The following is a 23,794-nucleotide window of genomic DNA, read 5'->3' on the forward strand; positions in this document are numbered from 1 at the left end:
ATGACCGACGATCCGTCCTTCTTAGTTCCCGCCCGGGCCAAGTGGCAGGGGCGGTGTGTCGAAGTGCCGCACATCAGTTGCGCGACACGTTTCGGGCATTTTCTTGTGTTTAGAGAAGGTCGGAACCCCCCGCCGTCTCGTTGATTGGATGGGTAACCGGGTGCGCGTTGCCTACGCAAGCGCAACGTAGACCCTGCGCGGCAGACCGGCAGCTTGCCGCGCCGAGTCGTTGAACGGTGGCTTCAACGTGCCGTGGAAGTGCTGCCGCACCAGCATCTCCCAGTAATTCTCGTAAGATTCGCCGCGGCGTTGCGCCACTTGTGCAAAGTGCTTGGCGCCAACCGCGACATGGCGAATCTCGTCGTCAAGGATGCGCTGCAGGATGCGGGCGCCGCCCTCGTCTCCGCTTGCCCGGATCCGGTCGCGGGCGGCCGGCGTCACATCCAGCCCGCGCGCTTCCAGCACCATCGGGACGACCGCCAGACGCGCGGCGACATCACCCTTGGTGGCATCTGCCGCTTCCCACAGCCCGTCATGCGCGGGCAGTGCGGCGTAATGACTGTCAAGCGTGCGCAGCTTGCGGGCGATCAGCGACCAGTGCATCGCCTCGTCCGCGGCGACTGCCAGGAAATCGCTGACGAAGTCCGGTCCCTGCGCTTCTCCGAACCGGCCGGCCGCATCCAGCGCCAGATCGATGGCCATGAACTCGATATGCGCCAGCGAATGCCACAAGGCTACGCGCGTCGCCTCCGATCCCCCCTTGCGTCGGCGCGGCATCTGCCCGGGTGGCAGCAGCTGCAATCCCGGCGGCACGGCCGGTCGGTCGGGCATCGGCACCGCCCAGTCCCAGGCGAGCGTGCCCTTGCGCCAGGCCCGCGCCAGCGCCCGCACCTGCATGACCTTGTCCCGCGGCTCGCCCGTCAGCAGCGCCGCGGCAATGGCGGCGGACACGGATTGCGTCACAGTGCCCGCGCCGCCTCCAGCACCTCCGCTGCGTGGCCCTTCACCTTTACCTTGCGCCAGACCTGCGCGATCCGCCCAGCCGCATCCAGCAGATAGGTCGTGCGCTCCATGCCCAGATAGGTCCGGCCATACATGTGCTTCTCGACCCAGATGCCCAGCGCATCGGCCAAGCCGTCTTCCGCCGGATCGGAGGCCAGCGGCACGGTGAGGCCATGTTTGGCCGTGAACTTGGCGTGCGTGGCGGGCGGGTCCTTGCTGATCCCCAGCAGGGCCACGCCGGCGGCGGCGAAGTCGCTCGCCAGGGCGGTGAAGTCCAGGTTCTCCGTCGTGCAGCCGGGCGTGTCGTCCTTGGGATAGAAGAACAGCACGGCCTTGCGCCCGGCGAAGTCGCCTGCGCGGATCACGGCCCCGTCGGCACCCTGCATCGCCACATCCGGCATTGCCTCGCCCACATCAATCAACACTGATCTCCAGTTCTTGCCCCAGCACCGCCTGCCACGCCTGCGCCACGCAGGCCCGTGCCGCGCCCACGGAGTGCAGCAGGGCGGGGTAGTCGGCAAGTCCGCACGCGGCGGCGAAAGCGTCTTGCGCCACCAGCGGCGGGATGTCGCCAGCGGGTGCGAACAGCCGTTGCACCACCAGCACGCGCGTCAGCACCGCATGGTGGTGCGCCAGGCTCGCCGGCACCCGGCCGAGCCCCGCCAGACCGGCGATCGCCTGCGGCAGGTGCGGCTGCAGCGCCGCCCCGTCACGCAGTTGCAGGTAATGGATCAGGAATTCCAGATCGACCAGGCCGCCGCGCAGCAGCTTCACGTCCAGTTCGCTGACCGGTGCCTTGTGCGCCGCCATCTCGGCCCGCATCGCCAGCACGTCGGCGCGCAGGCGATCGGGCGCGCGCGGCAGGTGCAGGATCTCCTGCAGTAGCGCGGTCAGGGCGGCGCGGTCCTCCGCGATGCCGAACATCGGCCGGGCGCGGGTCAGCGCCATGTGTTCCCAGGTCCACGCCTCCTCCCGCTGGTACCGGGCGAAACTGTCCAGGCTGACCGCCAGTGGCCCCTGCGCGCCTTGCGGGCGCAGGCGGGTGTCGACCTCGTACAGCGCGCCTTCGGAGGTCGGCACGCTGAGTGCGGCGGTCACCCGTTGTGCCAGGCGGTTGAAGTAGAGCGAGGCGGTCAGCGGGCGCCGGCCATCGGATTCCACGCCGATATCGCCGGTGAACAGGTAGACCAGGTCGAGGTCGCTGGCATGGGTCAGCGCCCCACCGCCCAGCCGGCCGAGCCCCAGCACCAGCAGTCGTCCGCCCGGCACACGCCCATGCGCCACCTCGAATTCCGCAACTGCCGCCGCCGTTGCACAGCACAAGGCCGCTTCCGCCACGCGACCGAGGCCATCCGCCACATCCAGCGCATCGTGCCGCGCTGTCACCAGCTGCGCGCCCAGGACGAAGCGCTCCTCCCCCACCACCTGCCGGATGCGGTCCAGCCGCGCCTCAAGGTCGGCGGCCTGCCGCTCGACCGGCTGCATCGCCTGCATCAGCGCCGGCACGGCAGGCGGCAACTCCAGCGCGGAGCGATCGATCAGCCGGTCCAGCAGCGCGGGCCGGTGCGCCAGCGCGTCCCCCAGCGGGCGCGACAGTGTCAGCAGGCGCAGCACCTCGTCCAACAGGCCGGGGCGCTGCTCGAACAGGCGGAACAGGTTCACGGCGGAGGGCAGGCGGGCCAGCAGCCGTTCCCAGCGCGCCATCGCCTCCGGCGGATCGGGTGCCTTGTCGAAGGCGTCGAGCAGCCAGGGCAGCACTGCATCAAAGGCGACCCGCGCTTCCGCCCCGCGCAGTGCGCGTAGCGTGGCTCGCCAACCGGCTACCCGTTCGGCATGGCGCTGCGCCAGGGCCGGCGGGGGCGGCGCGGCGCGGTCTTCGCCCAGCAGGCGATCATAATGAGCCGCGACCGTGCGGGTCAGTCCGTCCAGCTCCGCGACCAGCGCTGCGCCATCCGTCAGGCCGTCCAGCCGGGCAACATTGTCCAGCGCGGAGAGGCTGTCGGGCAGGCTGTGCGTCTGGCGGTCGTCCACCATCTGCAACCGGTGCTCGATCGTGCGCAACCGATCATAGGCCACGCCCAGCTCCGCTGCGGTGTCCCCGGCGATCAGACCCTCCGCCGCCAGTGCATCCAGCGCGGCGCGGGTGCCGCGCAGACGCAGCGCGGGGCGCCGACCGCCATGGACCAGCTGGTGCGTCTGGGCGAAGAACTCGATTTCGCGGATGCCGCCACGGCCGCGCTTCAGGTCGAAACCGGGTCCGGGTGCCTGCGGCCCGTCATAGGCCTCGCGGATGCGGCGCGTCAGGCGGCGGATGTCCTCGATCGCGGTGAAATCCAGGCTGCGACGCCAGACGAAGGGCGTGATCGCCTGCAGGAACCGCTCCCCCGCCGCGATGTCGCCACCGGCGGCGCGGGCGCGGATGAAGGCGGCGCGTTCCCACGCCAGCGCGCTGCTCTCGTAATGGCTCAGCGCCGCATCGAACGAGATCGCCGGCGGGCTGACTTCGCTGGCCGGGCGCAGCCGCAGGTCGACGCGAAAGACATAGCCGTCCGCCGTCTGCTGGCTGAGCAGTTCGGTCACGCTGCGGGCGTAACGCTGCGCCGCCTCGGCCGGTTCGTCCCGCGCGCGGCGGGGCAGGGTGGCGGGGTCGTAGAGCAGGATGGGGTCGATGTCGGAGGAATAGTTGAGCTCGCCCGCGCCCTGCTTGCCCAGCGCCAGCGCCACGAAGCCCGCCGGCACGGCATCGGGCACGCGATGGGTGATGGCATGGCCGATGGCCCGGTCCAGCGCCCGGTCGGCGAAGGCGCTGAGCTCGCCCATCACCCGCGCCGGAGGGAAGGCGCCCGCCAGGTCGCCCACCGCCAGCACCGCGGCGAGTGCCAGCCGCTGCTGCCGCAGTTCGACCGCCAAGTCGCCAGCAGTGATGGCCTTGGCCGCCGCCAGCGCCTGCTCACCCTGTCCAGCGGCCAGCAGCGCGGCGAGATCGGGCTGGCGGGCCAGCGCGCGGGCGAGGAAAGGGGAGTGCTGCCGGGCGCGCTCCAGTGCATCGGTCCAGGCGTCCATGCCGGCAGCCTATGACCGCGTGTGGCCCCGGCGCAAGGCCTTGAACCGCGGCGATGCCCCTGCCACTGGTGCCGCAAGGTATTCAGGGGGTTTACGATGCTGCGAACGGGTCTGGCGATCACGAGCCTGGCACTGGTGCTGAGTGGATGCGCGGCTGCCGGCAGCGTGGGCGCCGCACGCAGCGCAAGCGGCGATCCCGCGATCAGCGCCACTACCCTGCAGGATGTGGTCCGCACGCTCGCCTCCGACGAGTTCGAGGGCCGCGAGCCGGGCACGCCGGGCGAGGCGAAGACGCTGGCCTATATCGTGGAGCGGTATCAGGCCGCGGGTCTGCAGCCGGGCAACAAGGGCAGCTGGTTCCAGGAAGTGCCGCTGGCGGAGATCACCGCGACCAATCACCGGCCGCTGGCGATCGGCGACATGCGCTTCACCCATGCCACCGACTGGGTGGGTGTGACCTATCGCGAGCAGGAGCGGGTCGACCTGACCGACAGCGAGCTGGTCTTCGTGGGACACGGCATCGTCGCGCCGGAGCGGAACTGGAACGATTATGCCGGGGTCGACATGCGCGGCAAGACGGCGGTGATCCTGGTCAACGACCCGGATTACCAGCATGCCGGGCTGGACGGTCCGTTCGGCGGGCGGGCAATGACCTATTACGGCCGCTGGACCTACAAGTTCGAGGAAGCTGCGCGGCAGGGCGCGGCCGGCGCGCTGATCGTGCATGACACCTTCCCCGCCGCCTATGGCTGGAACGTGGTGGAAAGCAGCTGGACCGGGCCGCAGGCCCATGCCGCGCGGGCCGATCGAGGGGCCAGCCAGACGCTGATGAACGGCTGGGTGCAGAAGAGCGTGGCCGAACGGATCATCGCCGCCGCCGGCGGTGACCTCGCCACGCTGACCGCGGCGGCGCAGCGCCCCGGCTTCAAGGCGATGCCGCTGGGCCTGACGGTCAGCACGGGGTTCGACAACACGATCCGCCGCTTCGCCTCCAACAATGTCGTCGGCCTGCTGCCAGGGGCCGGGCGACCGGAGGAATACGTCCTGTATTCCGCGCATTGGGATCATCTCGGCCGCTGCACGCCGGCCGCGGATGGCGACGACATCTGCAACGGCGCAATCGACAATGCCACCGGCATCGCGGCGCTGGTCGCGCTGGCGGAGGCGAACCGGGCGGCCGGGCCGGCGGCGCGCAGCCAGGTCTTCCTGGCGGTGACGGCGGAAGAATCCGGCCTGCTCGGTTCCGAACATTACGGCGCCAATCCACTGTTCCCGCTGGCGCAGACGGTGGGCGGCGTGAACATGGACGCGATCTCCATGGCCGGCCCGGCGCGCGACGTGACGGTGATCGGCGGCGGCAAGAGCGAGCTTGACGGTATCCTGCAACAGGCGCTGGCCGCCAGCGGCCGGGTGATCACGCCCGATGCCTCGCCGGAAGCAGGCTACTACTACCGTTCCGACCATTTCAGCCTGGCAAAGCGCGGGGTACCGATGTTCTACATCGACAGCGGGCTGGACCTGCTGGAGGGCGGGGTGGCCGCCGGCAAGGCTCACGAGGAAGCATATCGCGACGTTGCCTACCACCAGCCGAAGGACGAGTACGACCCGAACTGGCGATGGGACGGCATCACCGCCGATGTGGGTCTGTATTACCGGCTCGGCCGGATCCTGGCGGATGGCAGCACCTGGCCCAACTGGTACCCGGACGACGAATTCCGCCGGATCCGTGACGCCAGCTGCGCCGCCGATGCGAAGGGCTGCTGAGATGACGCACTGGCACATGCCGCCGGAATGGGCGCCGCAGGACTGGCTGTGGATCGGCTTCCCGCATGACCCCGCGGAATGGCCGGACCTGGCCGCCGCGCAGGTGCAGCTCGCCGCCTTCGCCAGCGCCGTGGCGGAAAGCGGGCAGGAGGTGCGCCTGCTGGTGCGCGATGCCGCCAATGCCATGCGCGCCAAGGCGTTGACGCACGGCGCGGTGCAGCTGGAGCGGCGCGACTATGGCGATGTCTGGCTGCGCGACACCGGCCCGCTGGTGCTGCGCGATGGCGCCGGCAAGCGGCTGGGGCAGCGCTTCTGCTTCAATGGCTGGGGCGGCAAGTTCGTGATGGATGGGGACGAGACCATCGGCGCCGAACTGGCGCAGGATGCCGGCCTGGCGGTGCGCAGCGCCGACTGGGTGCTGGAAGGCGGCGCGATCGACGGCGATGGCACCGGCCTGGTCGTCACGACCGAGCAATGCCTGCTTAACCCCAACCGCAACCCGCATCTCTCGCGCCAGGAGATTGAGGCGCGACTGAAGGCGGACCTGGGGTTCACCCGCGTGCTGTGGCTGGGCGAGGGATTGCAAGGCGATCATACGGACGGCCATGTCGACAACCTTGCCCGCTTCGTGGGGCCGGGCCGCATCGCCATCCCGCAGGCCAGCGCCGGCGACGATCCCAACAGTGAAATCTTCACGGATGCGAAACGGCGCGCCGAAGCGGCGGGGCTGGAGGTGCTGGCGGTCCCGTCCCCCGGCTGGATGGGGGAGGGCGACGAGGCGGAGCCGGCCAGCTACATGAACTTCGCCATCTGCAACAAGGTGGTGGTGGTGCCGACCTACGGCTCTCCGCTGGATGAGGAGGCGGTGACGGCGATCGGCGCGATGTTCCCGGATCGTGTCGCGGTGGGCTTGTCGGCCGATGCCGTGCTGGGCGGCGGCGGCAGCTTCCACTGTGCCAGCCAGCAGATGCCGAGCGCGGGTTGAGCAACGATCCGCGGCGCCGGGCGCACATCTTGTGCACTGCGGCAAAGATTTGATACGCTCGCGCAGGGAAACCGCAAGAGCCCCGGTGCATATGGTTGGACAGGTCGCAACAACCAAAGGACATCACCGTGGCAGGACATGAGGCGGAACGTGCGCAACGACGCGAGGCATGGCTGGGCAGCGTGCTGCTGTTCGGCTTTGGCTGCAGCGTGCTGGGCTTCGTGGCGGCCAAGGACCGCCTGCCCTGGCTGTCGGCCGATCGGGTGCGCAATACGCTGACCCATGCCGTGGCCGAGGTGAGCCACGACCTGGCGCGGCCGTTCGGGGACGCCCTGGCCCGGTGATCGTCACCTCCTCCCCGCGGCTCGGTCACATCATCGCCAGCGTCTGGAAGCCGCTGACGCTGCTGTTCATCTGGGACGTGATCGTCACCATCACCTATTACCTGCTGCCCTTCACCGCGCCGGGTCTGCCGGTGACGCTGTTCGGCACCGCGCTGGCGCTGTTCCTGGGTTTCCGCAGCAATTCCGCCTACGCCCGCTGGTGGGAAGGGCGGCAGTTATGGGGGCTGATGATCAATGCCAGCCGCAATATCTCCCGCGCCGCGGTCAACTTCCTGCCCGACCCGGACGCCGCCGGGCTGAAGCAGCGTCTGGTCCGCCGGCAGATCGCCTATGTCAACGCGCTGCGCTGCCAGCTGCGGCGCCAGCCGCAGGCGGAGGTGGTGCACCAGTATCTGCGGCAGGGCGAAGCCGACGAGGCGTTGCGGCGCGTGAACGTCGCCAACGGCATACTGGATGGAAATGGCCGGCTGATCGCAGAAGCGCGCGACAAGGGCTGGCTGGACACGATCCAGCAGGCGCAGATGGAGGCGGTGCTGGTCGACATCGCCAATGCGCAAGGCGGGATGGAGCGGCTGAAGAACACGCCGCTGCCGCATCAATATCGCTGGCTGCCGACCGTGTTCACTCACCTGTTCTGCGTGCTGCTGCCGATCGGCCTGGTGGAAACGCTGCAATATGCGACCCCGCTGGGCTCCACCATCGCGGGCCTGATGTTCCTGGCGGTGCTGACCATCGGCGACGAACTGGTCGATCCCTTCGCCGACAAGATCCACGATCTGCCACTGACGCAGATGTGCCGGACGATCGAAATCGATCTGCTGCAATCCATCGGCGAGGATGCGCCGCCGCCCATGCAGCCGGATGCCAGCGGCGTGCTGTGGTGAGATGCCGCCTCGCCGTGCGTCAGCTTGCGGGGATCTCGCGCGTCATCCAGCGCGCGAGCTTTCCGTAAGCGTGCAATTTCGCCTGCAATTCTCCGGCAACGGCTTCTTCGACGAAACCCAGTCTGCGCCAGTATTCCGCCGCGCCTTCGACTGCGATCAGTTCCGCGCGGCGCAATCCATCCTCTGCGGCGAGCGCGAACGCGCGCATGACGAGACTTCGGCCGATGCCCGCGCCGCGCCCGGAGGACGCCATGGCGAGATCATGGATGAAGAGGACCTCGCTTGGCTGGTCATTGGCCAGAACCGTCCCGACCGCGGCCGGCGACCCGTGCGGCCAGCCATGGGCAAGCAGATAGCCGAGCAGTTCCCCGCCACGCCTGGCAGCCAGGCAGAGTGACACCGACAGGTCGATTCGGCTGAGGAAGGCGCGATCATCCTCCAGCAGGAACGGAGGATAGGCCGCTGACTGGATCCGCAGCGCGGCAGGCAGGTCTGCCGGGCCGAGCCGATCGATCCGGATCATCGTGTCATCAGGCATCCTGGGCGATCCCGGCGGCACGACCGGGCGCAGTCGCGATCCGGATCAATGGTGCCCTGCGTGTCCGTCCGCTGCAGGCGACGTGGCCGGCCGGGCGGCCAGCCACGCGTCCATCTGGTCGATCTCGGCCTGCTGCGCGGCGATGATCGATTCGGCCAGCGCGCGGGCCTCCGGATCAGTGCCGTGCTCCAGTTCCACCCGGGCCATCTCCACCGCGCCGCGGTGATGCGCCAGCATGCCGCGCATGAACGCCTCGTCCGGGTCGGCCGGGATGCTCGCCATGCCTTCGTGCATGCGGGCATTGGCGTCCGTGTAGGCCTGCTGCGCGGCGTTCAGCGGCGCGCCCGCCTCGGTCGCGGACGCGGCGGGTGCCTCCGCCTGCTGGCACGCGGACAGCAGGGCGAGCGGGGCAAGCATGGCAATGCGCATCAGTTCTGCTCCTGCATGTCTGGCGCCAGCGCGGCGGTGCGCAGCATGGCGATCGCCTCGTCCAGCGGCATGAAGCGCTGCTGCTGCTCGCCCAGGGTGCGCACCGCCACGGTCCGCTCCTCCGCCTCGCGCTTGCCGACCACCAGCAGGTGCGGCACCTTCTTCACGGAGTGCTCGCGCACCTTGTAGTTGATCTTCTCGTTACGCAGGTCGCTTTCCACCCGGATGCCGGCAGCGCGCAGCGCCGCGGACACCTCGGCGGCGTAGCCATCCGCATCCGAGACGATGGTGGCGACCACCGCCTGCACCGGGGCCAGCCACAGCGGCAGGCGGCCGGCATAATGCTCGATCAGGATGCCGATGAACCGCTCGTACGATCCGAAGATCGCCCGGTGCAGCATGACCGGCCGATGCCGCTCGCCATCCTCGCCGATATAGGTTGCGTCCAGCCGCTCCGGCATCACGCGGTCGGACTGGATGGTGCCGACCTGCCAGGTGCGGCCGATCGCATCGGTCAGGTGCCATTCCAGCTTGGGAGCATAGAACGCGCCTTCACCGGGCAGCTCCTCCCAGCCCTTCGCCGGATCGGCCAGGCCGGCCTCGACCACGGCCTGACGCAGTTCGGCTTCCGCCATGTCCCACACGTCGTCGGAGCCGAACCGCTTTTCCGGTCGCAAGGCCAGTTTGACAGCGTAGCTGAAGCCGAAGTCACGATAGATTGAATCGGCCAGTTCGCAAAAGGCACGCACCTCCTCCACGATCTGCGATTCGGTGCAGAAGATATGTGCATCGTCCTGCGTGAACTGACGTACCCGCATCAGGCCGTGCAGCGCGCCATGCGGTTCGTTGCGGTGGCAGCAGCCATTCTCGTACAGGCGGATCGGCAGCTCGCGGTAGCTGGTGATGCCCTGCTTGAAGACCAGCACATGCGCCGGGCAGTTCATCGGCTTCAGCGCCATCCATTGCGCATCGCCGCTGACGACGGGGCCTTCACCTCCGATGTCGGGCACCTCGTCCGGTACCACGAACATGTTCTCGCTATACTTGCCCCAATGGCCGGACTTCTCCCACTGGCGGGCATCCATCACCTGCGGGGTCTTGATCTCCTGATAGCCGGCGGCGTCGATCTTGCGGCGCATGTAAGCTTCCAGCGCGCGCCAGATGACAAAGCCGTGCGGGTGCCAGAACACGGAACCGTGCGCTTCTTCCTGCAGGTGGAACAGGTCCATCTCCCGCCCCAGCTTGCGATGGTCGCGCTTGGCGGCCTCCTCCAGCCGGGTCAGGTGCTCGGCCATCTGCTTCTTGTTGAGCCAGCCGGTGCCGTAGATGCGGCTGAGCATCGCGTTGTTCTGGTCGCCTCGCCAGTAGGCGCCGGACACGCGCGTCAGCTTGAACGCGACCGGGTCGAGCCGCCCGGTGGAGGGCAGGTGCGGCCCGCGGCACAGGTCCAGCCAGCCATCGGGTGCATCGGCCGGCCCGCTGCGATAGATCGTCAGCTGCTCGCCATCGGGCAGTTCGGCCGCCCACTGCGCCTTGAACGTCTCGCCCTTCTCGCGAAACCAGGCGACCAGCGCTTCGCGCGTCCACTCCTCGCGGATCAGCGGCTTGTCGGCCCGGATGATGTCGCGCATCTTCTCCTCGATGACCGGCAGATCGTCATCGGTGAAGGGCCCACGCGAACCCGGGGCGAAGTCGTAATAGAAGCCGTCGTCGGTGGCCGGGCCGAAGGTGATCTGGGTATCGGGCCACAGGGCCTGCACCGCTTCCGCCAGCACATGGGCGTAATCATGGCGCGTCACCTCCAGCGCGGCCGATTCGTCACGCGCAGTGATCAGGGCCAGCTGCGAATCGCCTTCGATGGGGCGGGACAGATCCCGCAGTTCACCATCCACGCTGGCCAGCATGGCGGCCTTGGCCAGGCCGGGTCCGATCGCCGCCGCCACTTCCAGGGCGGTGGTACCGCGCGGCATCTCGCGAATCGAACCGTCGGGCAGGCTGATCTTTACCATTTCGCTCATCGCGGGTGCTTTTCTTCGCTAAAACAATGGAAACTGTGCAGATGCCGGGGCCACATGGCACACGGGCGCCGCAGGGGAAACCCCGCGCCGGACAGCTTCCACTTTGCGCGCAGTATGGTAAAGGGCGCGGGAACAGTGCCGTAACGCAACAGTATTGTCGTATATCGCACCAGCAATGCTGCACTGCGAGATGCGACTTGCGGTAACGGAACGTTAGGGTTATTTGTTTGCAGATCGGCGGGTCAGTCATGGCCCTCAGATGGAGAATGGACATGAAGACATTGAAGACTATCGTGGCCTCGCTGTCGCTGGCCACCCTCCTTGTGGGCCACACAGCAGTCGCCGCCACGCGCTCTGTTTCCTCGCTGCCTTCCAGCGGCGTTTCCGCGCCCGCTTCGGTTGACCGCGTTGGTGGTTCGCTGGGTGAGGCCGAAGGCCTGGGCGGGCGTGGTGGCGCTGGCCTGATCATCGCGATCTTTGGTTCGATCGCCGCGTTCCTGGTTTTCCTGGAAGCCGTTGGCGCGATCGACATCATCGGTGGTGATGACGACGACGACAGCCCGGGCTGAGCCCTACACGGCTTGACCTTATGGTTATGAGAAGGCCCGCAGTCCTCTGCGGGCCTTTTCTTTTGTCCGGCGCAGACATCATCGTCGGCTTTGTTGCCCATGCAGGGCGATCTGCTATCCAGCATGAGCATAAGGCATGGCGCCCTGCCTGCGCAGGCCGGCCATACTTGAAACGGGGGGCGAATGCGACTGGACGGAATCTCGCGCCATGACTGGCTGGCGATGGCGTTCGTCGCCGGGGCCGTGATCCTCGGCGGCGGCGGTTCACCCGCACCGCAGACCGAATTGCTGCTGCAGGTGCTGACCTGCGTGGTCCTGCTGCTATGGCTGTGGCTGCCCACGCCCGACGGGCAGCTGCCGCTGCCGCGCGATCGGATGGCATGGGCGTTTGGGGGTCTGGCGCTGGCCTTGCCGCTCCTGCAGCTGGTGCCCATGCCGCCTTCGGTGTGGCAGGCGCTGCCGGGGCAGGAAGGCCGGATCGCGGCCCTCTCGCTGATCGGCGCCGCGGACCACTGGCAGCCACTCAGCCAGTCCCCGCCGCGCACCCTTGCCGGACTGCTGTCCCTCGTGCCGCCATTGTTCGCTGGCTTTGCCGTGGCGTCTCTCGCCCCGGCGGGCCGGCAGCGGGTGCTGCTTGCCGTGGTGGTGATCGTGCTGTGTTCTTCGGTGCTTGGCGCGGCACAGGTCAGCCTGGGCAGTGACGCGCTGCGCATCTATGCCGAAAGTCACCGCGACTATCTGGTGGGGTTCCAGGCGAACCGGAATGCCCAGTCGGACATCCTGCTGATCGGCGCGGTGGCGGCCGGCGCGGTGATCGTGCCGATGCTTGCGGCTGCAGGCGGTGGGCGTCGGCGTGACCGTTCGGCCCGGCGCATCGGCCCTCAGGCCTGGTGGCTGATCCTCGCCGGCGTGGTCGGCTTGCTGCTGTTGGCAGTGGTGCTGACCGGCTCGCGGATGGGAATCGCGCTGGTCGCCGTCGCCGTGCTGGCACTGTGGCTGATCCTGCGGCCGGTGTCGGGCCGGCTGCGTGGTCGCCGGATGGTGGGTGCATTGGCCGGTGGCGCGGCTGTTCTGCTGATTGCCGGCTACCTGTTGTTGCAGAGCAACACCATGCTGCAACGCAGTGCCCAGCGGTTCGACGCCACCAGCGATCCGCGCGGGGAAATCTGGCAGGATTCGCTGTTCGCCATCAGTGCCGCGTGGCCTGCCGGGGTCGGGCTCGGCGGGTTCCAGCCGGCCATGCTCGCGGCGGAGCGGCTGGAGGTGCTGGACGGCACCCGCCCCAATCGCGCGCACAATGATTACCTGGAGTTCCTGCTGGAAGGTGGCCTGCCTGCGGTGCTGATCGGGGGCGCAGCAATCGTGCTTCTGGTGCTGCTGGCGGGGCGTGCCTTGCGGCGCCGACCAGAGGATCGGGCGCAGATCCTGTGCGGTTGCGCCGTGCTGCTGATCATCGCGCTACATTCGTTCGTTGATTATCCTCTACGATCCATGGCATTGGCATGCATGTTCGGGGTGGGGACGGGATTGCTGGCGACGCCGCCGCGATCCGGTGTTGCTTCCCCTTCGGGCAGGGCCATCATGGCCAGAGCGGGGGCTGAACTTGCTGCATAAGGTTTCCAAAGTCCTGATCGGGGTAGGCTGCACAGCGGCGCTGGCTGGTTGCCAGCCTCAGCTGAAGAGCGAACTGCCCCTGGGTGCGCCGGCTTACGCGGCGCTTGGCGGCGCCAATCCGGCGCCGTCTCCGCTGTACCGCGTGCGTCCGGGCGATCGTGTGTCCGTGACCATCTTCCAGGAACCGGATCTGTCGCAGCCGGAAATGGTCGTCGACGATGCCGGCCTTGTCTCCCTGCCGCTGATTGGCTCGGTGCAGATGGGTGGTCGCTCCACCGACGAGATCTCTCGCGAGATCGAGCGAGCCTATGGCGCCCGCTACCTGCGGAACCCGCAAGCCAGCGTGAGCCTGCGCGAAGTGCAGCCGCAGACCATCACCGTCGATGGCGAGGTGAGCCAGCCCGGCGTGTACGCGATCCGGCCAGGCTACACGCTGGTCAGCGCGATCGCACTGGCGCGGGGGACGACCGCGACTGCCAAGTTCGACGAGGTGGTGGTGTTCCGCACGATCAACGGCCAGCGGGCCGCCGCGCGGTTCGACATCACCGCCGTGCGCGCCGGCCGGATGGAAGATCCGCAAGTGCTGCCTGGCGACCAGGTAGTAGTCGGCTTCAGTCGAGTGCGCGGCCTGTACCGCGATATCCTGCAAGTCACGCCGCTCGTCGGCGTGTTCACCCAGTTCTGACGTGAGAGAAGCCTTGGACGCGACCCATCCCACGCAGCACCGCCCCCTGCCGGCCTATCGCAGCAATGCGGAGCATGAGCAGTTCACCGATCGGGAGAGCAGCGTAAGCCAGCTGTCCCGCTACGTCATCGGGCTGATCCGCCGGAACATCTGGCTCATCGCGATCATCCTGGCGGTCGCCATCATCGCCGCGGTGGTGCTGACCATGCTGCAGACACCGCGTTACACGGCGATGTCCACGCTGGAGATCGCGGAAGATACGCAGCAGGTGCTGGGTGAGGACCTGGGGGCTGAAACCACGTCCTATGGCAACTGGGATATTGAGATGAACCTCAATACCCAGCTCGAGATCCTGCGCAGCCGCGCGCTTGCCGAACGGGTTGCCGAACGGCTGGACCTGGCCTCGAACGAGCGGTTCCTGAACGCGATGGAAGCTGCCGCCGTCGTGGAGCTGCCGGAACAGGCGCGCGCGGCGCAGGCGGCCGACCTGCTGCGCGCCAACTTCAATGTGGACCTGCCGTCCGGCACCCGCATCGCGGAACTGAGCTTCACCAGCACGGATGCCGGCATGTCGGCCCAGGTGGTCGATGCCTTTGCCAGCGAGTTCATCCAGGCGAACCTGCAGCGCAAGTTCGACTCCTCCGCCTATGCCCGCACCTTCGTGGCCGAGCAGCTGGAGGAATCCCGCGTGCGGCTGGAGAATTCGGAGCGTGAACTGAACGCCTATGCCCGCGAGGCCGGCCTGATCCGGACCCGCGACCCGTCGGCCGAAGAAGGCGCCGGCGCCGGCAGCATGACGGCCAGCAGCCTGATGCAGCTCAACGAGGCTGCCAACGCCGCGCAGGCCGCCAGGATTTCGGCGCAGGCGCGCTGGGATGCCGAGCGGGCGCAGCCGCTGTTCTCCTCGCAGGCGGTGCTGGAAAGCGCCACGGTGCAGGTACTGATGCAGCGCCACGCCACGCTGCAGGCCGAACTGGATTCTGCCCGCGAACGGTATCTGCCGGACCATCCGGCGGTGACCCGACTGCGGACCGAACTGCAGGCCACCGAGACGAGCATGAACCGCGCCGCCAACGAGGTGCGCAATTCGATCCGGGCCAACTTCCAGGCGGCCTCCTCGGCCGAGACGAGCCTGCGCGAGCAGGTGAGCACGCTGGAAGGCGACACGCTGGCCGAACAGGACCGGTCCGTGCGGTACAACACGCTGGCCCGCGAAGCCGATACCAACCGGCAGATCTATGACGGGCTGCTGCAGCGCTATCGTGCGCTGAACGCGGCCGCCGGCATCACTGCCAGCAACATCGCGGTGGTCGACCGGGCCGAGGTGCCGAGCTCTCCCTCGTCCCCCAACCTGCCGGGCAACGTGCTGATCGCCATGGTGCTGGGCCTGGCCCTGGCCGGTGCGGTGGTGTTCCTGCGCGACCAGATGGATGATCGCCTGCGCATCCCCGAAGACGTGGAAAGCAAGATCGGCCTGCCGCTGCTGGGGGTCATCCCCACGGCGGAGGACGGCAATCCGGTGGCCGCGCTGGACGATCCCAAGTCGCCCGTGGCGGAAAGCTACAATTCGCTGCGCACCACGCTGATGCACTCCACGCGGGAGGGGCTGCCCCGCCTGCTGCTGATCACCAGCGCGCAGGCGTCCGAAGGCAAGACTACCACCAGCTACGCCATTGCCCGCAGCTTTGCGCGTGTGGGCAAGAACGTGCTGCTGATCGATGCCGATCTGCGGCGGCCCAACGTGCACAAGGTTGCCGACGTGTCGAACAAGGCGGGCATGTCCACGCTGCTCGTCGGCGAGGCGAGTCTGGCCGATGTTGCGGTGCAGTCCACCTATCCGGGTCTGTCCATCCTGCCGGCCGGCCCGATTCCGCCGTCGCCTGCCGAACTGCTCTCCTCCCCACGCATGGCCGCGCTGCTGGAGCAGGTGGAAAGCGAGTACGATCTGGTGGTCATCGACAGTGCACCGATCCTAGGTCTGGCGGACTCCACCGAACTGGCCGCGCTGGTCGACGGGGTCGCGCTGGTCGTGGAGGCCAACCGTGGCCGTGGCGGGCAGCTGAAGGGCGCACTGCGCCGTCTGCGCGCGACGAACCCGGTCCTGGTCGGCGCGGTGCTGACCAAGTATGATGCCTCGAAGGGTGGCAGCTACTCCTATTCCGGCTACAACTACTACCGCTACGAAAGCGACGAGAACGCCGCGGCGTGACCCGCACCGGTCGCCCGCTGCGTGGCCGCCTCGTGGCATCGGCGGCGGTCCTGGTCCTGGCGTTTGCGTGCCTCGGCAGCGGGCTGGACCGGATCGCGGTCGGCTCCTTCGGCGTTGCCGCTGCCGTACCGGGCCCGTTGCGAGCACAAAGCCATCGTCCGATGGCGCAACTGGCCATGATCGCGCAGCAGCCCAAGGCCGCCTTACGGCTGGCGGCTGCCGCGGTTGCGGCAGATCCGGTGGACCCGGCCAGCAGCGCCCTGCTGGGTGGCGCCCGGATGCTGGCCAACGACTTCCCCGGTGCCGAGCAGGCGTTCCGTGTCGCGGCCGGCTTCGGCTGGCGCGAGCCGCTGACACAGCGATACTGGTATGCCGCCGCGCTCCAGGCGCGTGACTTCCCGCGGGCGGCGGAGCGGCTGGACGCGCTGCTGCGAGTGAGCCGTAACCTGCCCGATGCCGCTACCCTGCTGGCCCCGCTGGAGAGCGATTCTGCCGGACGGGCTGCGCTGCTGGCCCGCCTGCGCGAACAACCCTTGTGGCTGCCGACTTATCTGCGGGCCAGTCCCGACCTGGACGATGCGGCAGTGGTGCAGCGCAGCCAGGTGCTGGTGGAGCTGGCCGCCGGCGGCACCCGGCTGGGCTGCCCGGCGGTGGCAGATTGGGCGCGGGATGCGCTCATCCGCGGGGACCGGGCCAGCGCGCAACGGGTGTGGCAGGCGCATTGTCCCGGTGCCCGCAATGATGGCCTGCTGGCGGATGGCGAGTTCGACCAACTGGGCAACGCCACGGCGACGCCGTTCGGATGGCAGGTCGAGCGATCGGGCGATGTTTCCGTCCGGCCGGAGGCGGCCAATGGCGGATATCGCCTGAACCTGCGCAATCGCGCCTCCTTCAGCCGGCGGGTCCTGCTGCAGCCGGTGGCGTTGGCACCGGGTCGGTACCGGCTGCGGGGTGTCGGGCAAACCGGCGTGTTCGCGGCTTCGCTTGGCTGCGGCACCGCGCCGGCCATGCCGCGACTGGTATCTGGCGACCTGGCCAGCGACGGCCAGATCCTGACCGTGACCGACGCCTGCGACACGTTGCAGCTGGGTATCTGGCTGCGCCCGACGCCTGACGCGGTGACCCTCGACCAGGTCACCCTGCGCCCGCTCTGATCCGGGTCTGCCGGGTCTAGCCGGCCGGGTTGAAGCGGCGCTCTTTCAGCAGCACCGCAGGATTGCCGCGATAAATTCCCATGGTGGCGGCATTCTCGAACAAGGCGCCGCGCGCGCCCAGCACGGCGCCGTCGCCCATCTGCACGCCGGGGCCGACGAACGCCTCCGCCGCGATCCAGCAACCGGCGCCCAGCCGGATCGGCCGCAGCACCAGCTCGAAATCCGGGTCCGACACACGGTGCGTGCTGGCGCACAGCACCGCACGCTGGCTGATCACGCAACGCGGACCGATGATGATCGTCCCCTGATTGTAAAGCTCGGCGCCTGGACCGACCAGCGTATCGGCGCCGATCCGCAGGTTGCGCGGCAGCCAGATCCGCACGCTGGCATAGATGCGCGCACCAGCGCCGATCTCCGCACCGAACCGCTGGAGCAGCCAGCGCCGCCAGCGATGTGCCTGCGGCGGGGTCCAGCGGGCGAGCAGCAGCCAGACGAGCGCGAAGGCGACCCGTTCCAGCTTGTTGCCGAGGGTGAAGGACGGTCCGCGACCCAACGGGCGGAACCGGGCGGTCGGGTCGCTCACGCCGCCGCCCGCGTGCCTGGTTGCACCAGCCCGCGATAGGCGCCGATCCAGGCCTGCATCACCTGTGCCGGGGCGAACCGCCCACGCGCCAGGGCCAGTGCGGCGCCGGCCATGTCATCCCAACCAGCCGGTTCCAGTCGCAGCGCCTGTTCCAGCGCACGAGCGACCGAGGGGACATCCGTGCCGCAGGGCAGGGCCGCGCCGGCCTCGACACCCTCCGGCAGGTGGCAGGCGGGCGTCATGATCGTGGGGGTGCCGGCGGCCCACGCCTCCAGGATCGCCATCGGCAGGCCTTCGCTGTGGGAGGGGAGGATCATCCAGCGTGCTTCCGTCAGCAGGCGGGCCTTGTCCGCACCATGGGCTGCCCCGTGGAAGTGGACGGTCGACGGAGCCATGGCCAGCTTCTGCTGGAATTGTGCCATGTCAGGCGCGTCGCCCCAGCCCGCGATGTGCAACTGCGCCCCCGCCGGCAAGTCCGCGATGGCCCAGGCGTCGAGCAGGGTGTCGAGGTTCTTCTTGGGATGGATCCGCCCGAGATAGAGGACATGCGGTTCGCGTGGCTGCACCAGTGCGGTGGTGGCGGGTGGCCCGGCGTTCGGGATCACCAGCACCGGCCGGTCGGCGCCGGCCTCGCGCGCGATATCTGCCGCCTCGTCCCGTGTCAGCGCGTGCAGCGCCGTGGCGCGGCGCCAGCTCTCGCGCTCGTAAGCCATTCGCGCCATCGCCTTCTTCAGCCGGCCGCGCGCCGTGATCCATGGATCGAGCATCCCGTGCGGCGAGACCAGGTACGGGCGGCCGGTGCGCCGCGCCCACATCGCCCCGGCGTGCGACGGGTACATCCAGATGCCGTGCAGGTGCAGTATGTCGGGCGCCGCCTGGTCGAGGCAACGGGCGAGCGCCGGTGCATAGCCGATCTGCCGCGGGCCCTGCACGGCCGCGGTCAGCACGGTGATGCCCGGTTCCGTCAGGTCGCCGTTGCCTTCGTCCGCCAGCGCCACGATGGTGACGCGTCCGCCGGCATCGCGGATCATGCGCGCCTGCTGCCACACCGCTGTCGCCACGCCGCCGCCCAGGTGGGAAGCCCACGAGGTGAGCAAGGCAATGTGCCGCCCGGCCAGACCGGTCGGATCGGCGGCGGCCGGAGTAAGCCCGTTCTGCGCTGCCGTCACCTGCCGCCCCTTATACGCTGTGGTCTTTGCTGCACCTGCGAAGGACAGTCTAGCCGGCTGTGCCCCTGGCGCAACCGCTATGGCCAGGTGGCCTAGTCGGGAACGGAGAAGGTGCCGGTCACGCGTCCGCTGGAGGCGCTGCTGCCCGCCGCACCGGGCGCACTGCCGCGCCCGTCCACGCTGGAGATGCCGGTATTGAGGTCGATGGTCAGCCGGCCACCGTTCAGGGTGTCGCCGCCGCGCCGAAGGCCGACCCCGCCGGACAGGATGATGAGCTTGCGGTTGAAATCATACACGCCGACCGCACCCTGCGCCTGCTCCGCACCGCGGTTCACAGTCACGCCGCCGGTCGCGTCAATACGCTGGATCTGCAGGGTGCCCGTGTCGGTGAAGGCCACGGTGGTGCGCCCGGCGGTGAGCCGCAGGTCGCCTTGATCGATCACCACATTGCCGCTCAGCACCACGCGGTTCTGGCGATCCTGCAACTCGATCCGGTCGGCCGCGTAGTTGACCGGCTGGTTGGCGTTGAACCCGGCAAAGGCCTGCGCGTCCGCGCCGCCGCTGAAGCCCAGTGCGACCAGCGCCGATGCGCCGAAGGCAACGGCAAAGGAGCGCGCCGCCAGGCGGGGCAGCGACATGCGGGCCGGGGCCGAAGCGGATGCTACGTGCGGGGAGTCGGTCATCGGGTCACCTGTTATGCCGCCGCCGCCCTCATGGCAATTGCAGCTGGCCGGGGACCATGGTCATCCGCGCATTGCCGTCCAGCGTGACGACTCTTGTATCCAGATCGGCCAGCACCCGGTCTGCGCTGAAGGAGCCGGCCGGCACGGTTCCCGCCACCCGGCCCTGGCCCACCAGGGCGCGACCGGGCAAGTCGATGGCCACCCCGCGGGCGACCATGCTGTAGCCGTCTGCCGCAAGGAATCGCACGGCCCCGTCGATGCCGACCTGCTGCTGTTCGATCTGGTACGATCCGCCCGGGGCGGTCAGCTGGGCCGGCCCGTCACGCAGCAGCAGGCGCGCGGTCAGGTCCTGCAGCTGCACCACCGGCACGCTGGCACTACGCTGCACCGCATTGCCGGCGGATACGGAGAAGGGACGGCCGGAATTGTCCTGCCCGCGGTAGCGCGCATCATCCAGCCGCAGCCGGTCATCCGCGGTCGCGACCTTGTTGCGGTCCAGCAGGAAGCTGACTTCGCCCGTCGGCTTCAGCGGTGCGATCAGCATCATCGCCAGCAACGCGCCCACGGCCGCGGGCAGCACGATGCCGAGCAGGCGGATGGCACGGTCGAACGATCCGCCAGGCGCGGCAAAGGCCTGCCGGCGGTTCCGCATCCTGTCTGCCTGAACGGTCATCGCCGCCAGATAGGCATCCTAGCCCCTGTCGGGAAGATTAACCTTCGTGAGAAAAGATGTCCTTGTCCGCCCAGCCGGCAATATCCAGCCGGGCGCGGGTGGGCAGGAAGTCGAAACAGGCCTGCGCGGTGGCGGTGCGCCCCTCACGCGCCAGCCGATCCTGCAGGATCGCCATCAGCCGGTGCAGGAAGCGCACGTCCGATGCGGCATAGTCGCGCTGCGCATCGCTCAGCACCGCGCCGCCCCAGTCGCTGGACTGCTGCTGCTTGGAGATGTCCTGCCCCAGCAGTTCCTGGATCAGGTTCTTCAGCCCATGCCGGTCGGTATAGGTCCGGGTCAGCTTGCTGGCGATCTTGGTGCAGAACACCGGCCCCGCCTCGACGCCCAGATAATGCTCGATCGCGGCCAGATCAAACCGCGCGAAGTGGTAGATCTTGATCCGTGCGGGATCGGCCAGCACCGCGGTCAGGTTGGGTGCGTGATAGGCGCTGCCGGGCGCGAAGCGCACCAGATGCTCGTCCCCGTTGCCGTCGCTGATCTGGACCACGCACAACCGGTCACGATGCGTGACCAGCCCCATGGTTTCGGTGTCCACTGCCACGGCGCCGGGCGCGAGCACGCCGGCGGGCAGGTCTTCTTCATGAAAATATACAGCCATCGCCCGCCGCTTTAGGCGCAAAGCCGCAGATCGGCTAGGGGCAGGGCATGGACGAGTTCATCCCCGACGACTGGCGCGTCGCACTGGCGCCTGCCCTGGCCGACCCGCGCCTGCACGATCTCGACCGCTGGCTGCAGGCGGAGGAGGCGGGGGGCAAGGCGGTGTACCCGCCGCGTGGCAGCCGCTTGCGTGCGCTGGCGCTGACCCCGCTGGCCGATGTGCGCGTGGTGATCCTGGGTCAGGATCCATATCACGGGCCGGGGCAGGCACATGGGCTGGCGTTCTCCGTGCCGGAGGGCGTCCGGCTGCCGCCATCCCTGCGCAACATCTACCGGGAGCTGGCGGAAGATTGCCCGGTTGCACCCCGCACGTCCGGCGATCTGGAGAGCTGGGCGCGGCAGGGCGTGCTGCTGCTCAACACCACGCTGACGGTGGAGGCGGCGCAGGCGGGGAGCCATGCTGGGCGCGGGTGGGAGTTGCTGACCGATGCGATCGTGCGTGCCGTCGCACAAGGCGCCGGGCCGACCGTGTTCATCCTGTGGGGCAATCATGCGCAGGGCAAGGTCGCGCGGATCGCGGAGCTGGGCACCGGCACGCATCACCTGCTGATCACGTCCGCCCATCCCAGCCCGCTTTCGGCCCGGCGCGGCTTCTTCGGCTCCCGCCCGTTCAGCCGGGCCAACACCTTCCTCGCAGAACATGGGCGCGGCACGATCGCCTGGTGAGCCGCAGTTTGTGAAAGCGGTTCGCAAGAAGGCTGTTGCAAGCCCTTCGCAACAATGGCAGACTGCGCGGCATGGATCAGATGACTGCCCTTCGCCGTGGCGAAATGAACTGGGGCGTGCTCGCCCGATCGATCGGCCCGCGGGTGCGCCTGCTGCGCAATGTGCTGGCAGCCCGGACGGAGGCGGCCGGCGGGGCGGATGACCTGCCGACCGGCGCGCTGACCGTGCTGGCGCTGGTGTCCGCCAATCCGGGCACATCGCAGACGCTGCTGGCGCGGCGGGCCGGGATCAACAAGTCGGCGTTGGTCGGCATCGTGGACCAGCTGGAACAACGGGCGCTGGTGGCGCGGGACCGGTCGGCGGTGGACCGGCGGCGCAACAGCCTGTCGATCACGCGGGCCGGCGAGGCGGCGCTGCACGACCTGCATGCCGCCGCCTTGCCGGCGGAGGCGCCGATCCGGGCGGCGCTGAACCCCGGGGAACAGGCGCTGCTGGTCAGCCTGCTCGACCGCGCGCTCGCTTCCATGGAAGGGCAGGCGGCACAAGGGCAGGAACTGGGCCGGGCAGCCTAGGCTGCCCGGCCAGCAGCCGGGTCAGCGCGGCAGGACGCTGGCGCCCATCAGCGCCTCGTCCACTGCGCGAGCGGTCTGGCGGCCTTCGCGGATGGCCCACACCACCAGCGACTGGCCCCGGCGCATGTCGCCACAGGCGAAGATCATGTCCTCGCTGGTGCGATAGCTCACCGTATCGGCCGCCACGGCACCGCGATCGGTCAACGCAACACCCGACTGGTCGATCATGCCGGCGCGCTTGGGGCCGACAAAGCCCATCGCCAGCAGGATCAGGTCGGCCCGCAGCACGAACTCGCTGCCTGGTACTTCGCGCATCTGCCCGCCGTCCCATTCCAGCCGCGCGCACTTCAGCCCGGTAACCTGGCCGTTGGCGCCGACCACTTCCTTGGTCAGCACGGCCCAGTCGCGCTCGACGCCTTCCTCGTGGCTGCTGGAGGTGCGCAGCTTCATCGGCCAGTGCGGCCAGGTCAGCGCCTTGTCCTCCTTCTCGGGCGGGCGCGGCATGATCTCGATCTGGGTGACGCTGGCCGCCCCCTGCCGGTTGGAGGTGCCGACGCAGTCCGACCCGGTGTCACCACCGCCGATCACGATCACATGCTTGCCCGTCGCGGTCAGCGTGCCGCGCGGGGCGGCGCGTTCCTCGTGGTCGCCCGCGACGCGCTTGTTCTGCTGCGTCAGGAACTCCATCGCCAGCCGCACGCCCGGCAGCTCGGCGCCGGGGATCTGCAGGCCGCGCGGGTTCTCCGCGCCGCCGGCCAGCACGATCGCATCGAAGTTCTCGCGCAGGGACTTGATGGACACGTCCACGCCCACCTCGGTGCTGGTGCGGAAGGTGACGCCTTCGGCCTCCATCTGCACCGCGCGGCGATTGATCAGGTGCTTCTCCATCTTGAAGTCGGGAATGCCGTACCGCATCAGCCCGCCCAGCCGGTCCGACTTCTCGAACACGGTGACGGAGTGGCCCACGCGCGCCAGCTGCTGCGCGCAGGCCAGCCCCGCCGGGCCGGAACCGACCACCGCCACCCGCTTGCCGGTCGCCGCCGCGGGTACGGCCGGACTGATCCAGCCTTCCTGCCATCCACGATCCACGATCGCGCATTCGATGCTCTTGATGGTGACCGGCTGGTCCACGATGTTCAGCGTGCAGCTCGCCTCGCACGGGGCGGGGCAGACGCGGCCGGTGAACTCCGGGAAGTTGTTGGTCGAATGCAGCGCCTCCAGCGCATCCTGCCAGTCACTTTCGTATACCAGATGGTTCCAGTCCGGGATCAGGTTGTTCACCGGACAGCCATTGTGACAATAGGGGATGCCGCAGTTCATGCAGCGGCTGGCCTGCTTCTTCAGGCCTTCCTCGCTGTGCGGAACCACGAATTCGCGATAATGCCCCAGGCGCTCGGCCGGATCGGCGTAGGTGCGATCCTGCCGGTCGAGCTCCAGGAAGCCGGTTTCCTTGCCCATCTTCTTGATTCCCTG

Annotated in this window: 23 protein-coding genes; 11 read left to right on the forward strand and 12 right to left on the reverse strand. The window is 68.8% G+C overall.

Features of this window, described 5'->3' with window-relative positions:
* Positions 1-171: 171 nt before the first annotated feature.
* From PK98_RS13685 to PK98_RS13695, 3 genes are read right to left on the reverse strand one after another with little or no spacing between them, the layout of a single operon-like run.
* Complete coding sequence (locus PK98_RS13685) at positions 172-963, reverse strand: ferritin-like domain-containing protein (RefSeq protein ID WP_039097376.1); 792 nt, start codon at positions 961-963, stop codon at positions 172-174.
* Entirely contained in the window at positions 960-1,403 is a 444-nt protein-coding gene (locus PK98_RS13690) for a peroxiredoxin (protein WP_039097377.1), read from the reverse strand. Before PK98_RS13690 ends, PK98_RS13685 begins: the two co-directional genes overlap by 4 nt.
* 13 nt (positions 1,404-1,416) lie before the next feature.
* Positions 1,417-4,065, reverse strand: a complete 2,649-nt coding sequence (locus PK98_RS13695) for a [protein-PII] uridylyltransferase family protein (protein WP_039097378.1) — start codon at positions 4,063-4,065, stop codon at positions 1,417-1,419.
* A gap of 96 nt (positions 4,066-4,161) precedes the next feature.
* Here PK98_RS13695 and PK98_RS13700 point away from each other — a divergent pair, with 96 nt between their 5' ends.
* The 4 genes from PK98_RS13700 (at position 4,162) to PK98_RS13715 (ending at position 8,042) form a co-directional block, all read left to right on the forward strand.
* The gene (locus PK98_RS13700; protein ID WP_039097379.1) at positions 4,162-5,829 is read left to right on the forward strand and encodes a M28 family metallopeptidase; all 1,668 of its coding nucleotides are present in this window, start codon (positions 4,162-4,164) and stop codon (positions 5,827-5,829) included.
* Position 5,830: 1 nt separating this feature from the next.
* Positions 5,831-6,814: an agmatine deiminase family protein gene (locus PK98_RS13705; RefSeq protein ID WP_039097380.1), complete on the forward strand. Its 984-nt coding sequence runs from the start codon at positions 5,831-5,833 to the stop codon at positions 6,812-6,814.
* Positions 6,815-6,942: 128 nt separating this feature from the next.
* Positions 6,943-7,158, forward strand: coding sequence for a hypothetical protein (locus PK98_RS17280; protein ID WP_039097381.1), 216 nt, complete (start codon positions 6,943-6,945; stop codon positions 7,156-7,158).
* The gene (locus PK98_RS13715; protein ID WP_039097382.1) at positions 7,155-8,042 is read left to right on the forward strand and encodes a bestrophin family protein; all 888 of its coding nucleotides are present in this window, start codon (positions 7,155-7,157) and stop codon (positions 8,040-8,042) included. Before PK98_RS17280 ends, PK98_RS13715 begins: the two co-directional genes overlap by 4 nt.
* A 19-nt stretch (positions 8,043-8,061) precedes the next feature.
* Here the strand turns inward: PK98_RS13715 and PK98_RS13720 are convergent, their stop codons facing one another.
* The 3 genes from PK98_RS13720 to thrS are packed head-to-tail and all read right to left on the reverse strand — an operon-like array spanning position 8,062 to position 11,027.
* Complete coding sequence (locus PK98_RS13720; RefSeq protein WP_052208707.1) at positions 8,062-8,580, reverse strand: GNAT family N-acetyltransferase; 519 nt, start codon at positions 8,578-8,580, stop codon at positions 8,062-8,064.
* 45 nt (positions 8,581-8,625) lie between these two features.
* Positions 8,626-9,009, reverse strand: coding sequence for a CopM family metallochaperone (gene copM, locus PK98_RS13725; RefSeq protein ID WP_052208709.1), 384 nt, complete (start codon positions 9,007-9,009; stop codon positions 8,626-8,628).
* A complete protein-coding gene (gene thrS / locus PK98_RS13730; protein WP_039097384.1) occupies positions 9,009-11,027 on the reverse strand; it encodes a threonine--tRNA ligase in 2,019 nt (672 codons plus the stop codon). Before thrS ends, copM begins: the two co-directional genes overlap by 1 nt.
* A gap of 272 nt (positions 11,028-11,299) precedes the next feature.
* Between thrS and PK98_RS13735 the strand changes: the two genes are divergently transcribed.
* From PK98_RS13735 to PK98_RS13755, 5 genes are all read left to right on the forward strand, one after another.
* A complete protein-coding gene (locus tag PK98_RS13735) occupies positions 11,300-11,596 on the forward strand; it encodes a hypothetical protein (protein WP_152608671.1) in 297 nt (98 codons plus the stop codon).
* A gap of 183 nt (positions 11,597-11,779) precedes the next feature.
* Entirely contained in the window at positions 11,780-13,210 is a 1,431-nt protein-coding gene (locus PK98_RS13740; protein WP_052208710.1) for an O-antigen ligase family protein, read from the forward strand.
* A complete protein-coding gene (locus tag PK98_RS13745; protein ID WP_052208711.1) occupies positions 13,200-13,895 on the forward strand; it encodes a polysaccharide biosynthesis/export family protein in 696 nt (231 codons plus the stop codon). Before PK98_RS13740 ends, PK98_RS13745 begins: the two co-directional genes overlap by 11 nt.
* A gap of 13 nt (positions 13,896-13,908) precedes the next feature.
* Entirely contained in the window at positions 13,909-16,104 is a 2,196-nt protein-coding gene (locus tag PK98_RS13750; protein ID WP_052208713.1) for a GumC family protein, read from the forward strand.
* A complete protein-coding gene (locus PK98_RS13755; RefSeq protein WP_039097386.1) occupies positions 16,101-17,258 on the forward strand; it encodes a hypothetical protein in 1,158 nt (385 codons plus the stop codon). The genes PK98_RS13750 and PK98_RS13755 overlap by 4 nt, the downstream gene beginning before the upstream one ends.
* A gap of 16 nt (positions 17,259-17,274) precedes the next feature.
* Here PK98_RS13755 and PK98_RS13760 read toward each other — a convergent pair whose 3' ends face one another.
* From PK98_RS13760 to PK98_RS13780, 5 genes are all read right to left on the reverse strand, one after another.
* Positions 17,275-17,841 carry an LbetaH domain-containing protein gene (locus PK98_RS13760; protein ID WP_039097387.1) on the reverse strand — a complete coding sequence of 189 codons (567 nt, stop codon included), beginning with the start codon at positions 17,839-17,841 and terminating at the stop codon, positions 17,275-17,277.
* Positions 17,838-19,010, reverse strand: a complete 1,173-nt coding sequence (locus tag PK98_RS13765) for a glycosyltransferase (protein WP_152608672.1) — start codon at positions 19,008-19,010, stop codon at positions 17,838-17,840. Before PK98_RS13765 ends, PK98_RS13760 begins: the two co-directional genes overlap by 4 nt.
* A 92-nt stretch (positions 19,011-19,102) precedes the next feature.
* A complete protein-coding gene (locus tag PK98_RS13770; RefSeq protein WP_081996250.1) occupies positions 19,103-19,693 on the reverse strand; it encodes an LptA/OstA family protein in 591 nt (196 codons plus the stop codon).
* Between the two features lie 28 nt (positions 19,694-19,721).
* Positions 19,722-20,345: an LPS export ABC transporter periplasmic protein LptC gene (locus tag PK98_RS13775; RefSeq protein ID WP_235425518.1), complete on the reverse strand. Its 624-nt coding sequence runs from the start codon at positions 20,343-20,345 to the stop codon at positions 19,722-19,724.
* Between the two features lie 58 nt (positions 20,346-20,403).
* On the reverse strand, positions 20,404-21,024 hold the full coding sequence (locus tag PK98_RS13780; protein WP_039097390.1) for a ribonuclease D: 621 nt from the start codon (positions 21,022-21,024) through the stop codon (positions 20,404-20,406).
* Positions 21,025-21,071: 47 nt separating this feature from the next.
* On the opposite strand from PK98_RS13780, the gene PK98_RS13785 reads away from it, so the two are divergent.
* Entirely contained in the window at positions 21,072-21,749 is a 678-nt protein-coding gene (locus PK98_RS13785; protein WP_039097392.1) for a uracil-DNA glycosylase, read from the forward strand.
* A 71-nt stretch (positions 21,750-21,820) separates the two neighbouring features.
* On the forward strand, positions 21,821-22,321 hold the full coding sequence (locus tag PK98_RS16105; RefSeq protein ID WP_052208715.1) for a MarR family winged helix-turn-helix transcriptional regulator: 501 nt from the start codon (positions 21,821-21,823) through the stop codon (positions 22,319-22,321).
* Between the two features lie 21 nt (positions 22,322-22,342).
* On the opposite strand, the gene PK98_RS13795 is transcribed toward PK98_RS16105, so the two are convergent.
* Positions 22,343-23,779 (reverse strand): glutamate synthase subunit beta, encoded by a 1,437-nt coding sequence (locus tag PK98_RS13795; protein WP_039097393.1) that lies wholly within the window; start codon positions 23,777-23,779, stop codon positions 22,343-22,345.
* Positions 23,780-23,794 lie beyond the last annotated feature (15 nt).

Source organism: Croceibacterium mercuriale, from assembly GCF_000802385.1.
In the GTDB taxonomy this organism is placed as follows: Bacteria; Pseudomonadota; Alphaproteobacteria; order Sphingomonadales; family Sphingomonadaceae; genus Croceibacterium; species Croceibacterium mercuriale.

Coding starts and splice junctions, on each gene's coding strand:
- PK98_RS13690 (WP_039097377.1), bottom strand. CDS start 1,403: ATGCCGGATGTGGCGATGCAGGGTGCCGACGGGGCCGTGATCCGCGCA.
- PK98_RS13695 (WP_039097378.1), bottom strand. CDS start 4,065: ATGGACGCCTGGACCGATGCACTGGAGCGCGCCCGGCAGCACTCCCCT.
- PK98_RS13700 (WP_039097379.1), top strand. CDS start 4,162: ATGCTGCGAACGGGTCTGGCGATCACGAGCCTGGCACTGGTGCTGAGT.
- PK98_RS13705 (WP_039097380.1), top strand. CDS start 5,831: ATGACGCACTGGCACATGCCGCCGGAATGGGCGCCGCAGGACTGGCTG.
- PK98_RS13720 (WP_052208707.1), bottom strand. CDS start 8,580: ATGCCTGATGACACGATGATCCGGATCGATCGGCTCGGCCCGGCAGAC.
- copM (WP_052208709.1), bottom strand. CDS start 9,009: ATGCGCATTGCCATGCTTGCCCCGCTCGCCCTGCTGTCCGCGTGCCAG.
- thrS (WP_039097384.1), bottom strand. CDS start 11,027: ATGAGCGAAATGGTAAAGATCAGCCTGCCCGACGGTTCGATTCGCGAG.
- PK98_RS13735 (WP_152608671.1), top strand. CDS start 11,300: ATGAAGACATTGAAGACTATCGTGGCCTCGCTGTCGCTGGCCACCCTC.
- PK98_RS13740 (WP_052208710.1), top strand. CDS start 11,780: ATGCGACTGGACGGAATCTCGCGCCATGACTGGCTGGCGATGGCGTTC.
- PK98_RS13770 (WP_081996250.1), bottom strand. CDS start 19,693: ATGACCGACTCCCCGCACGTAGCATCCGCTTCGGCCCCGGCCCGCATG.
- PK98_RS13775 (WP_235425518.1), bottom strand. CDS start 20,345: ATGCGGAACCGCCGGCAGGCCTTTGCCGCGCCTGGCGGATCGTTCGAC.
- PK98_RS13780 (WP_039097390.1), bottom strand. CDS start 21,024: ATGGCTGTATATTTTCATGAAGAAGACCTGCCCGCCGGCGTGCTCGCG.
- PK98_RS13785 (WP_039097392.1), top strand. CDS start 21,072: ATGGACGAGTTCATCCCCGACGACTGGCGCGTCGCACTGGCGCCTGCC.
- PK98_RS16105 (WP_052208715.1), top strand. CDS start 21,821: ATGGATCAGATGACTGCCCTTCGCCGTGGCGAAATGAACTGGGGCGTG.
- PK98_RS13795 (WP_039097393.1), bottom strand. CDS start 23,779: ATGGGCAAGGAAACCGGCTTCCTGGAGCTCGACCGGCAGGATCGCACC.